This is a genomic window from Sagittula sp. SSi028 (assembly GCF_048553715.1).
Lineage (GTDB): Bacteria > Pseudomonadota > Alphaproteobacteria > Rhodobacterales > Rhodobacteraceae > Sagittula.
Genome location: NZ_JBLZNC010000007.1, coordinates 147,370 through 159,799, shown reverse-complemented (window position 1 = coordinate 159,799; position 12,430 = coordinate 147,370). Strand labels below are relative to the sequence as shown.

Below are 12,430 nucleotides of genomic sequence, written 5' to 3'. Positions count from 1 at the left end.
GTCGGTGTGCGGGCGTTAACGCTTCATCAACACTCGACGCAAAAAAGGCCCGAAGCATGGCATGCCTCGGGCCTTTTTCTGACAACTTTTACAAAACTTCAGATCACAGGTTATCGTATTGCGGCATGCCCAAGACGTGATACCCGCCGTCCACGCGAATGATTTCACCCGTCGTGCAGGCCCCCGCGTCGGAGATCAGATAGACAGCAGTGCCGCCCACGGCCTCCAACGTTGCGTTGGAGCCAAGCGGCGCGTTCTGGTCGGTGTGCTTGTAGGTCTTGCGCGCCCCACCAATGGCCGCGCCCGCCAGCGTTTTCATCGGTCCGGGGCTGATCGCATTCACGCGAATGCCATCGGGGCCCAGATCATTGGCCAGATAGCGCGTGGTCGATTCCAACGCAGCTTTGGCCACACCCATCACGTTGTAATTCGGCGTAACGCGGGTCGACCCCATGTAGGTCAGCGTCAGCAAGGTGCCACCCTCGGCCATCATCGGATGCGCGCGCTTGGCCACATCGATGAAAGAGTAGACCGAGATATCCATCGAGTTTTTGAAGTTCTCGCGCGAGGTGTTGAGGATACGGCCCGTTAGTTCGGATTTGTCCGAATAGGCAATCGCATGAACCACAAAATCCAGCTTGTCCCAGCGGGACTGCAACGCGGTGAACGCCGCATCCAGCGATGCCTCGTCCGTCACATCCACATCGACCATGAAATCGGACCCGACCGAGGCGGCCAGCGGCTCAAGCCGCTTGCCGAATGCCTCGCCCTGATAGGTGAACGCCAGTTCGGCCCCGGCGTCGGCGCATGCCTTTGCAATGCCCCAAGCGATCGAACGTTCGTTCGCCACACCCATGACAAGCCCACGCTTGCCTTTCAAGGAAATCGTCATCTGCGCAGTTCCGCCTTACTCGACAAATTTGGACAAGACCATGGAGCCGTTGGTGCCCCCAAAGCCGAAGGAGTTGGTCATCACGGAATCAAGACCTGCGTTTTCCACCAAGGATGTGGCAATCTCGGCAGGTTTCAGCGCCGGATCCAGCGTTTCCACGTTGATCGACGGGATGATGAAATCATGCTCCAGCGCCAGCAGGCAATAGATCGCCTCTTGCGCGCCTGTGGCCCCTTGGCTGTGGCCCGTCATCGATTTGGTCGAGGACACAGGCGGCGTGCTGCCGTCACCAAAGACGCGGCGGACCGCCTCGATCTCTCCCACGTCACCGACTGGCGTCGATGTCCCGTGCGCGTTGATATAGCTGACCTTGCGGCCTTCCGGCAGGGTCGACAGCGCCAGACGCATCGCCCGTTCGCCACCCTCACCCGAGGGGGCCACCATGTCGGCACCATCCGAGGTCGCGCCAAGGCCGGTGACCTCGGCGTAGATCTTGGCCCCACGCGCCTTGGCGTGCTCCAGATCTTCGAGCACGACAATGCCGCCCCCGCCAGAGATCACGAACCCGTCGCGGCCCGCATCAAAGGCACGCGAGGCCTTTTCCGGTGTGTCATTGTACTTGGACGACATCGCGCCCATCGCGTCGAACAGGCACGACAGGGTCCAGTCGAGCTCTTCACCGCCACCAGCAAACATCACGTCCTGCTTGCCCATCATGATCTGCTCTGCCGCGTTGCCGATGCAATGCAGCGAAGTCGAGCACGCCGAGGTGATGGAATAGTTGATGCCCTTGATCTGGAAGGCGGTCGACAGGTTCGCGGACACGGTCGAGCACATGGCCTTTGGCACAGCAAAGGGGCCAACACGTTTCGTCGCGCCGGTTTTCAGAACCGTCTGATGCGCGGTCAAAAGCGCGCTGGTGGACGGCCCGCCCGAGCCTGCGACCAGACCTGTGCGCGGATTGACGATATCGCTTTGCTCCAGTCCGGAATCGGCAATCGCCTGCTGCATCGCGATATGGGCATAGGCCGCACCCGGCCCCATAAAGCGCAGCGTGCGCTTGTCGATGTGTTCGCTGACATCGATATCCAACTGGCCCGCGATCTGGCTGCGGAACCCGTGTTCTTTCATCTGCTCGGATGCGGAGATCCCGGATTTCCCGGCCTTCAATGAGGCGAGGACTTCCTCGGCATTGTTCCCGATGCTGGAGACGACCCCCAGCCCTGTAACGACGACGCGGCGCATACGGCCTCCCTTGCGTTTGGTTGGTCGCTATGTAGGCGACGACAGGGGGGACGTGCAAGGCGCAGCACCAACATCACCCCAATATCGGGCGTTTTCACGGATTTTCCCCATACGAAAAAGCCCCGCCAGCGCGGGCGGGGCTTTCGTTAGGTCACTTATATTGGCGATCAACCGATGGTGGCGCCGTCTTCGCGCCAGACCGCAACCACGGACGACCGCGGCTTGCCCGCATTGTCGGGCCACTGGCCACCGGGGTGCTGCACACCGACAAAGGCCACAGTCTTGTCCAGCGACCAGCACAGGCCGGTGACTTCGGCACCATTGGGCACGGTCATAAAGCGCGCAATCTCGCCGGTCTCAGGGTTGCCCACCAGCATCTGGTTGTTCCCCATGCCCGCGAATTCGCCTTCGTTGTCGTCGTCGCCATCGGTCTGGATCCACAACATCCCGTCCGAGGAAAACACCATCCCGTCGGGCGAGTTGAACATGTTGCCCTCGTTGATGTTGTCGGACCCGCCATAGGCGTTGTCATACACCGTCGGGTTGCCCGCCATGACATACAGATCCCACGCAAAGCCATCGGCGGCGTGGTTGTCGCCTTCGGGACGCCAGCGCGCGATCTGGCCAAAGTTGTTGGTCTCGCGCGGGTTGGGCCCGTTGACCGGGGTTTCATCCCCGCCCGCGTTGGGCTTGACCCCACGATTGCGGTTGTTGGTCAGCGCCACATAGGCCTCGGCCTTCAGCGGGTTGACGGCAACCCATTCGGGGCGGTCCATGGTGGTCGCGCCCACGGCAGAAGCCGCCATGCGGGTGAAGACAAGGATCTCTGCCGCGTCCATGCCGGTGGTCTCTGGCGTCAGCGCCAGCCATTCGCCCGTCATGTCGTCATTGAATTTTGCCGCATACAGCGTGCCGTCATTGAGCAGATCGCCACCGTCCTGCCCTTCGGCCCATGTGCCGTTGGAGACGTATTTGTACAGGAATTCGCCACGCTCATCATCGCCCATGTAGACCACGACACGACCGTCCGACGCATGCACCATTGCGGCATTTTCATGCTTGATCCGGCCCAGAGCCGTGCGTTTGACCGGCGTGCTGTCGGGGTTTGCCGGATCGATTTCCGTGACATAGCCATGGCGGTGCGGCTCGTTGGGCTCCTTGGACAGATCGAAGCGCGCGTCGAATTTCTCGTAGGCGTAGCGCCCCTCGCCGCCGATCCCGTAACGGCTGTAGCCTTCGCCCTCGGGCTCGGCTCCGGTGGTGCCGAAGTAGCCGTTAAAGTTCTCTTCGCAGGTGAGATACGTGCCCCACAGCGTGCGGCCCGAGCCACAGTTGTTCATGGTGCCTTTGACGGTGCGCCCCTCGGGGTCGGCGTTGGTTTTGACCAGATCATGACCCGCCAGCGGCCCTTCGAGAACCATTTCCGTCTCATGGGTGATACGGCGATTCAGCGGGCTGTCCTTGACCACCTGATATCCGTCTTCGGATTTGGCGATCTCCATGATCGTCACACCCTGCAGGTTCTTCAGCAGGGCAACCTCTTCGGCGGATTGCGGCACGCCTTCGGAGGCCTCGGGCAGGTTGATCTTGGGGTTCACATATTCAGAGTTGACGGCGATCACTTCGCGGCCATCCACATCGAACAGCTCCATCCCGTCGGTGTTCTCGCCGAACACCTTGTCGGACATCTCGACCGAGACACCGTTGTCATAGGCGCCATCCGCCTCCGACCACAGGGCGTCGCCCCAACGCACCAGAACCTTGTGCTGATAGCCCTCCGGGACGTGGATCTCGTGGTCGGTGGCAATATCGATCGGTGTGAAGGCAAAACCGCCGTGGGCCGCCGCGCGCGACGCGGTGGTCGAGGACAGCAATCCGGTGCCGAACACGGCCGCCCCCGAACCAAAGGCCAGCGCACCACCCAGAAAGCCGCGACGCGATACGGCCCGTTCGACGACCGCGTCAAATTCATTGCTGTCAGGGCGCGGATCGCGGTGTTCGTCGAAATCGTCCCAGGACAAATCGATCAATGTTTTATCGGTCATGCTGTCATTCCCTCGCTGGCAACCATGCTTGCGGAGCGGCGCTCCAAGTGGTCGAGGGTCTAGGGACAGGCTGCAAAAACTTGGTAAAGGAATTGTAAACTTTACATGACGCGTGGGGCAGCCCGCACAACGCAAAAGCCCGAACCAAACGGCCCGGGCTTCTTAATTCTCGATCTTGCAAAGATCAGCTTTCGCTCAGCGCGACCTTCATGCCGGTGACCTGATAGATCACTTCGCCGTCAGCCTCGACGATGCCATCGGCCACGCCCATGGTCAGACGACGGGTCTGCACAGCCTTGGTGAAATCCACCTTATAGGTCAGCATCTTGCGGTCGGGGCGCACCATGCCGGTCAGCTTGACCTCACCCACGCCCAATGCGTATCCGCGCCCTTTCCAGCCGCGCCAGCCAAGGTTGAAGCCGGTCAGCTGCCACAGACCGTCCAGCCCCAAGCAGCCCGGCATGATCGGGTTACCCGGGAAATGGCAGTCAAAGAACCACAGGTCCGGCGTGATATCGAACTCAGCCGTGATGTGCCCCTTGCCGTGGGCGCCCCCGTCTGCGGACACATCGGTGATACGGTCCATCATCAGCATCGGCGGCGCGGGCAGCTGGGCATTGCCCTCGCCAAACAGCTCGCCCCGGGCGCATTTCAACAGGTCTTCCTTGTCAAAGCTGGTGGGATAGTCGGACATCGCTCGGCCCCCTCGTAAATTCCATTGGCTCGTTTGCGGATCGTCTACCACCCTTGCTGCGACGACACAATCGGCAGGGGTACGCCATTATCGTAGTGAAACCGTTTGAAATCCCCGCGCATCCGACCCTATATTGCACATGATGATGAAACACGACGCCCCCATTCCGCCCAAAGAGGCGATCGACCGCGGCAAGACTTGGCTGGCGGGCAGCGACCTGCGGCCAACCAGGCAGCGCGTTGCGCTGGCGGCGTTGTTGGTCGGTGATGGCCAGAACCGCCATGTCACCGCAGAAAGCTTGTTTGCAGCCGCCAAGGATCAGGGCGAGAGCGTGTCGCTTGCCACGGTCTACAACACGCTCAAGGCCTTCTGCGACGCGGGTCTGATGCAAGAGGTGACCGTGGATGGCTCGCGCAGCTATTTCGACACCAATATACACGAGCATCCGCATTTCTTCTGGGAAGACGAAACCCATCTGACCGACGCACCTGCCGATCAGCTGGTGATTTCGCGCCTGCCCGATCTCCCCGAAGGGGCAGAGATCGCATCGGTCGACGTCGTGATCCGGTTGCGTCGTAAATAACTGATTTTTCGCTGTTTTTCGGTGGTACCCGCGGCCGGGCTCGAACCGGCACGGCACTAAGGCCTGGAGATTTTAAGTCTCCTGTGTCTACCATTCCACCACGCGGGCCCGCCCGACCCGAAGGTCGGGTGTTGCGCGACAATAGTCGCCGCGCCGACGGTGTAAACCGTCTTTCTCGCCTATAGCAAGAAGTCATCGGCCACCACACCGTTCGGCACATTCAAAAGGATCAGCCGGCCATCGGACGTGGCATCCCCGTCCTCATCGAAATAGACCAACGCCGCGCCAAAACTGTTCATGACATAGCGAATTTCCATACCGCCGCCGCCGGTGAAACCGGCTGTGCCCAGAAAGTCAAAGCTGGCCTCTTCATCGATGCCGGAGACATCAATCACGTCCAGCCCCGGCTCGAAATCCTTGATCCGGTCGGAAATGCCGTCATCGATTTCGGCAACCGAATCAAAGACAAATGTATCCGCCCCGGATTTGCCGATCAGAATATCATAGCCGGTGCCGCCCTGGATCACATCCGCCCCGGCGTCGCCCGACAGCGTGTCGCGGCCCGCGCCACCAAGGATCGTGTCAGCCCCGTCACCGCCAAGACCCACATCATCGCCTTCGCCCGCGTCGATGTAGTCATCATTTCCTTGACCCACGATATAGTCGTTTTCGCCACCACCCAGCAGCGTGTCATTGCCGAAGGCGCCGCTGAGGATATCCTCGCCATCGCCGCCCTCGATGTAATCGGCACCGTCTTCGCCCGACAGAACGTCATCCCCCGCCCCGCCGTACAGCAGATCATTTCCCGCCCCTCCGGTGATCCGGTCGGCCCCGGCATCGCCTGTCAGCTCATCCCGGCCAGAGCCTCCGATCAGGCTGTCCGCCCCGTCACCGCCAAGAATGACATCATCGCCCGGCCCGCCGTTGATCGTGTCATCGCCTCCTGCACCGGACAGGTAATTGCCGCCGAAATTGCCGGTGATCTGTTCTGCCTCGCCGGATCCGGCAACCTCCAGATCATCGGCACCCAGCAGCCAGATCAGCTCCACCCCATCCACGTCCAGCACATCCGCCCGCGCAATCACCGTGTCGCTGCCATCCCCGCCTCGCAGGGCGACCGTGCTATCGTCCACCGCGATACGGTCATCGCCCGGACCGCCATCGATCACCCCGTCAAAGCGCCCCCCAAAGCCATTGAGGGTGTCATTGCCGTAGCCAAGCAGCAGATCCCCGACCCATTGGCCGCTGTTGTGGACGACATCGTCCCCCTCCCCCACATCGAGATCGCCGCGAATGCTGCCCTCGTTGCGGATCTGATCCGCCGTCACGCTGCCTGCGATCCAGATCGCGCCGGGATCGGCGAGGTAGTCGAAACTGGTTTCCCACCCCTCGATCGTGCCGGTGTTCAGCAGGGTCAGCCCATAAGCGGCGGCTGCCGTGATGCTTGTGATCTCCATGACGCCGGAATTGTCTAGATAGGTCTCTCCCGATCCTGACAGCGCCATGGCCCCGCCACGCAGGATACCGCTGTTCTCGACGGTCACATCGTTCAGATACCCCGCATCGCGCAGCATGTCATGACCATAAAGCGCCTGCATCAGCCCGTGGTTCTGCAACGACAGGCTGACCGGCCCAACGGTCGAGATTTGCAGAACGCGGCCCGCGCTGCTGATATCGCCGTTGTTGACGATGCGATGCGTGCCCTCTGTCCCGATCAGGACGGCGGGCCGTTCGTTCAGGGAATCGTCGTTGTTGCGGATCAGACCATGGTTTTCGAGGACAGAGGACCCCGCCCCCATATACAGGGTCGCAAAGCCGTGGCCGATGATCTGGCCATAGCTGACAAGCAGGCTGCGCAGATTGCCGCCGCTCATCAGCACGGTGTAGTTTTCATCATTCGCGATGATTGTGCCGTCGGTGACAAACACGGTGTCGCCGTTGCTCATTCGGAAGGATGACCCCTGATACAGATGATCGGTGTCTTGAAAAACAAATGCCATATGTGCCCCAAGCGGCTGCACCGCCGCGCGAGACACAGGAACCACAGGCAGGGTAAAGATGGCGTTAGCCGCCGTCGCGAAAACAGCCGGTCACGCGGCGCAAGACATCACCCGACGTCGCTGACGGTTTCGTCCTTGATGGCCTCCATCGCGACAAACGTCGATGTAGATGACACGCCCGGCAGCACGGACACCTTGTCGGCCAGCACCTGCCGATAGGAGGGCATATCGGCGGTGCGCACCTTGAGCAGATAGTCAAAATTGCCTGCGATCAGATGGGCTTGTTCGATTTCGGGGATCTTGGCCACGGCTGCATTGAATTTCGCCAATGTGGGCTCGCGGGTGTCGACCATACGCACCTCGACGAAGGTCACATGCGCCAGCCCCAGCGCGATCGGGTCCAGCAGGGCGCGATAGCCCTTGATCGTGCCGTTCTCTTCAAGCTTTTTCAGCCGCGCCTGCACCGGGCTTTTGGACAGCCCCACCCTACGTGCGAGTTCGGTGACAGAGATTCGCGCCTCTCCCGCCAGTTCGCGCAGAATGGCGCGATCAAAGCGGTCCATATCAGCCACATCGTCTTGCATCGCAAAGCACCTCATCAAAAGTCAAAATGACCGCCTGTGCGCCCGCTATCGGGCAAAGCGACTTTTGGTTCAAGGGTAGAATGTGGAAAATCACCCCAGAGGTCCACATGAACATGCCATCTGACCTGCGCCAACTTATCGACGCCACGACCTACGCGCCCGAGGACGACACCGTGCAGGCACTGCGCCGCTTTGCCAACCTGTCGCAGGCGGAACGGGACAGTATCTCGCAGCAGGCCGCCCGCCTTGTGCGTGACATTCGCGGCAGCACCCGCCCCGGTCTGATGGAAGTGTTCCTTGCAGAATACGGGCTGTCCACGGACGAGGGCATCGCCCTGATGTGTCTGGCAGAGGCCCTGCTGCGCGTGCCTGACGCCGACACCGTTGATGCGCTGATCGAAGACAAGATCGCACCGTCTGACTGGTCGCGCCATATCGGGCACTCCTCTTCACCCTTGGTGAATGCGTCGACATGGGCGCTGGTGCTGACGGGCAAGGTGCTGGATGACACCCACCGGCCCGGGCCTGCGGGTCATCTGCGCAATGCAGTCAAACGGCTGGGCGAGCCGGTCATTCGCACCGCAGTCAGCCGCGCGATGAAGGAAATGGGCGCGCAATTCGTCCTAGGCGAGACCATCGAGGCCGCAATGCAACGCGGCGCCAAGATGGAGGCTGCAGGCTACACCTACTCCTACGACATGCTGGGAGAGGCCGCGCGAACAGAGGCCGACGCCGCGCGCTACCACCTTGCCTACTCCCGCGCCATCACCGCCATTGCTAAGGCGGCCACGCACAAAGACATCCGCCGCAATCCCGGAATTTCGGTCAAACTGTCCGCGCTCTATGCCCGCTATGACGAGCTGCAGGCCAAGGACGCCATGGACACATTGGTGCCACGACTGACAGCCCTGTGCGGGCTGGCAAAATCCGCGGGGATCGGCCTGAACGTCGACGCGGAAGAGGCCGACCGCTTGTCGATCTCGCTTGATATTGTCGAGCAGGTTCTGGCCAATCCCGCACTGGCGGGCTGGGACGGTTTTGGCGTGGTCGTGCAGGCCTATGGCCAGCGGGCAGGCGCGGTGATCGATTGGCTGCAGGCCACGGCGGAGCGGCTGGACCGGCGCATCATGGTGCGGTTGGTCAAAGGGGCCTATTGGGATTCCGAGATCAAGAAAGCGCAGGTTATGGGGCTAGACGCCTTCCCCGTTTTCACCGCCAAGGCGCACACCGATATCAGCTATATCGCCAATGCCCGCCGCCTTCTGGGCATGACAGATCGCATCTACCCGCAATTCGCCACCCATAACGCCCATACGACCGCCGCGATTTTGCACATGGCGCGTGATGTGCCAAAGGACCGGTTTGAGTTCCAACGCCTGCACGGCATGGGCGAGACGCTGCACGGGTTGCTGAAGGATCAGAACGGCACCGCCTGCCGCATCTATGCCCCCGTGGGTGCGCACCGCGATCTGCTTGCCTATCTCGTGCGGCGTTTGTTGGAAAACGGGGCCAATTCGTCCTTCGTCAACCAGATCGTGGACGAGGACGTCGCACCCGAAACCGTGGCTGCTGACCCGTTTGATATGACCGATGTCAAACCTCTGCGCCGGGGCACAGAGCTGTTCGCAGACCGGCAAAACGCGCGCGGATGGGATCTGCGGCACCGCCCGACATTGCAAGCCATCGACACCGCACGCGCCCCGTTTCGCGATACGCAATGGCAGGCGGCCCCTTTGACCACGGCCGCAACCGCGCCCGGTGCCGCAGAACCTCGCGTCTCGCCAACTGACCCGCAGGACATGGTCGGTCAGGTGGTTTGGGCCACACCCGACGATGTGCAAGCCGCCGCAACTGATGCGCGCATCTGGGACGCCCCGCCGCAAGAGCGCGCCCGCGTGCTCAACCGCGCGGCCGATCTGTACGAGGCGCATTATGGCGAGCTTTTTGCCCTGCTGCACCGCGAGGCGGGCAAAACCATGAACGATGTGGTGGCAGAGCTGCGCGAGGCGGTGGATTTCCTGCGCTACTATGCCACGCAGATCACGGATGCCGCGCCCCATGGCACCTTTGCCTGCATCTCCCCGTGGAACTTTCCGCTGGCCATCTTTACCGGCCAGATCGCGGCGGCTTTGGCTGCGGGCAATGCGGTGCTGGCCAAACCTGCGGAACAAACACCGCTGATCGGACACCGCGCCGCCCAGCTTTTGATCGAGGCAGGCGTGCCGGCCCATGCGCTGCATCTGTTGCCGGGCGACGGGCAGGTGGGGGCCGCCATGACCGCCTGCGCACAGGTGGCAGGTGTTGCCTTCACCGGATCGACCGAGACCGCCCAGCTGATCCATCGCAGCATGGCCGATCATCTGCCCCCCAGCGCGCCGCTGATCGCGGAAACCGGCGGGTTGAACGCGATGATCGTGGATTCCACCGCCCTGCCCGAGCAGGCGGTTCAGGCCATCATCGAAAGCGCTTTCCAGTCGTCGGGTCAACGCTGCTCGGCCCTGCGCTGTCTTTATGTTCAGGACGACATCTACGACGATTTTGTCACCATGCTGACCGGCGCGATGGATGCTTTGGTTCTGGGTGACCCGTGGCAGCCCGCCACCGATGCGGGCCCGGCGATCGACGCGGAGGCCGCCGCGAGCATTTCCGCCTACACCGACGCCGCTGAAGCAGAGGGACGGCTGATCCACGCGCTGCCCACCCCCGCGACGGGACATTTCGTGCGTCCCTGCCTGATCCGCGTGGCCGGCATCCAGGACCTGACGCGCGAGATCTTTGGCCCTGTCTTGCACATTGCGCCCTTCAAATCCGGCGACCTTGATCAGGTGATCGATGCGATCAATGCCACCGGCTACGGGCTGACCTTCGGGCTACAAACACGGATCGACGACCGCGTGCAGCATGTCACCGACCGCATCCACGCGGGCAACATCTATGTGAACCGCAACCAGATCGGCGCCATCGTCGGCAGCCAACCCTTTGGCGGAGAGGGGCTTTCCGGCACGGGACCCAAGGCGGGCGGCCCCCACTACCTGCCGCGCTTCAGCCAACAGCCGGTGGATCGCATCACTTGCGCTGAAACAGACAGCCTGCCCGCCACACGAGAGGGGCTGGACCACAGTCTGACACAAGCAGCACAGCACCCGCCGCAGACCCAAGACAGGCTGCTGCCCGGCCCCACGGGCGAAGCAAACCGCCTGACAACCAGCGCGCGCGCACCTGTGCTGTGTCTCGGCCCCGGAAAGCGCGCGGCCCAACAGCAGGTTGAGGCGATCCAGAGCCTTGGCGGCACCGCCCTTGCACCCACAGGGCCCGTGGACCCAGAGTTGCTGCAAACGCTGAACGGGTTCTCCGGCGTCATCTGGTGGGGGGAGGAAGACCACGCCCGTCGCCTGCGCCAAGCGCTGGCCACCCGCTCAGGACCGATCCTGCCGCTGATCACCGGTCTGCCCGATCCCGCCCATGCGCTGATGGAACGCCACATCTGCATCGACACCACCGCAGCCGGGGGCAATACAACCCTTTTGGCGGGACACGCCTGACCCCGCATGTCGACAAACGCGGGCGCGCACTGGACGGCGCGCCCCGTCCCGCCTACCTGTAGGCTATGTTTCCGATCCGCGATCACAACCCCTCAGGGCGCAGGCCTGTCGTCACCTACGCGCTGATCGCGATCAACGTGTATGTCTTTTTGTCGACGCTGCATCTGTACAGTGATGACCGTGCGCTGCTGGCCTACTATGCAGACTATGCGCTGGTGCCTGCCTTTGTCAGCGAGGGCTACGGGCTGTCGGGTCTGTTTACCTCGATGTTTCTACATGGCGGCTGGCTGCATATCGCGGGCAACATGCTGTATCTGTTCATCTTTGGTGACAACCTAGAGGACAAGATGGGCCATGTCGGGTTTTTGCTGTTCTATCTCTCCGCCGGTGTCGCCGCCGGTTTGGTCCACTACCTTGCGGCCCCTTATAGCATGGTCCCGACAGTCGGGGCGTCGGGGGCAATCGCGGGCGTGATGGGGGGCTATCTGTTGCTGTTCCCGCGCGCCCGCGTCGATATCCTGCTGATCCTGATCGTGATCTTCAAGGTGATCCCGGTCCCGGCATGGATCGCGCTGGCGGTATGGTTTGTCATGCAGATCTTTGGCGGATTGGGGGCCAACCCCGACGAGGGCGGCGTGGCCTATTGGGCCCATGCAGGTGGGTTTGCCGCAGGCGTGATCCTGACGGTGCCAACCTTCCTGAAGCTCGGCGGGGTTCGGTTCTGGTCGCGCACCCTGGGACGACCACCGCACCCGGAGGCGATATACCAACGCAGCCGCATCCCCGCTGTCAGGTCGGCGCGGTCCGGTAAACGGTGACATCCACCGAGCCGGGCACACCCTGTG

At 62.1% G+C, this 12,430-nt stretch carries 9 protein-coding genes and 1 tRNA gene; 3 read left to right on the top strand and 7 right to left on the bottom strand.

Features of this window, described 5'->3' with window-relative positions:
- Window positions 1-103: 103 nt before the first annotated feature.
- From ACN5AZ_RS14590 to fabA, 4 genes are all read right to left on the bottom strand, one after another.
- Window positions 104-892 (bottom strand): enoyl-ACP reductase FabI, encoded by a 789-nt coding sequence (locus ACN5AZ_RS14590; protein WP_419429621.1) that lies wholly within the window; start codon window positions 890-892, stop codon window positions 104-106.
- A gap of 15 nt (window positions 893-907) precedes the next feature.
- Entirely contained in the window at window positions 908-2,137 is a 1,230-nt protein-coding gene (gene fabB, locus ACN5AZ_RS14585) for a beta-ketoacyl-ACP synthase I (protein ID WP_419429620.1), read from the bottom strand.
- 167 nt (window positions 2,138-2,304) lie between these two features.
- Window positions 2,305-4,182 (bottom strand): PhoX family protein, encoded by a 1,878-nt coding sequence (locus ACN5AZ_RS14580; RefSeq protein ID WP_419429619.1) that lies wholly within the window; start codon window positions 4,180-4,182, stop codon window positions 2,305-2,307.
- Between the two features lie 184 nt (window positions 4,183-4,366).
- Window positions 4,367-4,876 (bottom strand): bifunctional 3-hydroxydecanoyl-ACP dehydratase/trans-2-decenoyl-ACP isomerase, encoded by a 510-nt coding sequence (gene fabA / locus ACN5AZ_RS14575; RefSeq protein ID WP_419429618.1) that lies wholly within the window; start codon window positions 4,874-4,876, stop codon window positions 4,367-4,369.
- Window positions 4,877-5,018: 142 nt separating this feature from the next.
- Here fabA and irr point away from each other — a divergent pair, with 142 nt between their 5' ends.
- Window positions 5,019-5,459, top strand: coding sequence for a Fur family transcriptional regulator Irr (gene irr, locus ACN5AZ_RS14570; RefSeq protein ID WP_419429690.1), 441 nt, complete (start codon window positions 5,019-5,021; stop codon window positions 5,457-5,459).
- Window positions 5,460-5,481: 22 nt separating this feature from the next.
- On the opposite strand, the gene ACN5AZ_RS14565 is transcribed toward irr, so the two are convergent.
- The 3 genes from ACN5AZ_RS14565 to ACN5AZ_RS14555 all read right to left on the bottom strand — a co-directional run bounded on the left by ACN5AZ_RS14565 (window position 5,482) and on the right by ACN5AZ_RS14555 (window position 8,043).
- Window positions 5,482-5,567: transfer RNA gene (locus tag ACN5AZ_RS14565), tRNA-Leu, on the bottom strand.
- A 71-nt stretch (window positions 5,568-5,638) separates the two neighbouring features.
- A complete protein-coding gene (locus tag ACN5AZ_RS14560; RefSeq protein ID WP_419429617.1) occupies window positions 5,639-7,459 on the bottom strand; it encodes a calcium-binding protein in 1,821 nt (606 codons plus the stop codon).
- 107 nt (window positions 7,460-7,566) lie between these two features.
- Complete coding sequence (locus ACN5AZ_RS14555; RefSeq protein ID WP_419429616.1) at window positions 7,567-8,043, bottom strand: Lrp/AsnC family transcriptional regulator; 477 nt, start codon at window positions 8,041-8,043, stop codon at window positions 7,567-7,569.
- Between the two features lie 107 nt (window positions 8,044-8,150).
- On the opposite strand from ACN5AZ_RS14555, the gene putA reads away from it, so the two are divergent.
- The gene (gene putA, locus ACN5AZ_RS14550; protein WP_419429615.1) at window positions 8,151-11,585 is read left to right on the top strand and encodes a bifunctional proline dehydrogenase/L-glutamate gamma-semialdehyde dehydrogenase PutA; all 3,435 of its coding nucleotides are present in this window, start codon (window positions 8,151-8,153) and stop codon (window positions 11,583-11,585) included.
- A 65-nt stretch (window positions 11,586-11,650) separates the two neighbouring features.
- On the top strand, window positions 11,651-12,403 hold the full coding sequence (locus ACN5AZ_RS14545; RefSeq protein ID WP_419429614.1) for a rhomboid family intramembrane serine protease: 753 nt from the start codon (window positions 11,651-11,653) through the stop codon (window positions 12,401-12,403).
- Window positions 12,404-12,430 lie beyond the last annotated feature (27 nt).

What these genes read in the sequence shown, in the direction of transcription:
- putA (WP_419429615.1), top strand. Translation starts at nt 8,151, where the DNA reads ATGAACATGCCATCTGACCTGCGCCAACTTATCGACGCCACGACCTAC.
- ACN5AZ_RS14590 (WP_419429621.1), bottom strand. Translation starts at nt 892, where the DNA reads ATGACGATTTCCTTGAAAGGCAAGCGTGGGCTTGTCATGGGTGTGGCG.
- ACN5AZ_RS14560 (WP_419429617.1), bottom strand. Translation starts at nt 7,459, where the DNA reads ATGGCATTTGTTTTTCAAGACACCGATCATCTGTATCAGGGGTCATCC.
- fabB (WP_419429620.1), bottom strand. Translation starts at nt 2,137, where the DNA reads ATGCGCCGCGTCGTCGTTACAGGGCTGGGGGTCGTCTCCAGCATCGGG.
- ACN5AZ_RS14555 (WP_419429616.1), bottom strand. Translation starts at nt 8,043, where the DNA reads ATGCAAGACGATGTGGCTGATATGGACCGCTTTGATCGCGCCATTCTG.
- ACN5AZ_RS14545 (WP_419429614.1), top strand. Translation starts at nt 11,651, where the DNA reads ATGTTTCCGATCCGCGATCACAACCCCTCAGGGCGCAGGCCTGTCGTC.
- irr (WP_419429690.1), top strand. Translation starts at nt 5,019, where the DNA reads ATGATGAAACACGACGCCCCCATTCCGCCCAAAGAGGCGATCGACCGC.
- fabA (WP_419429618.1), bottom strand. Translation starts at nt 4,876, where the DNA reads ATGTCCGACTATCCCACCAGCTTTGACAAGGAAGACCTGTTGAAATGC.
- ACN5AZ_RS14580 (WP_419429619.1), bottom strand. Translation starts at nt 4,182, where the DNA reads ATGACCGATAAAACATTGATCGATTTGTCCTGGGACGATTTCGACGAA.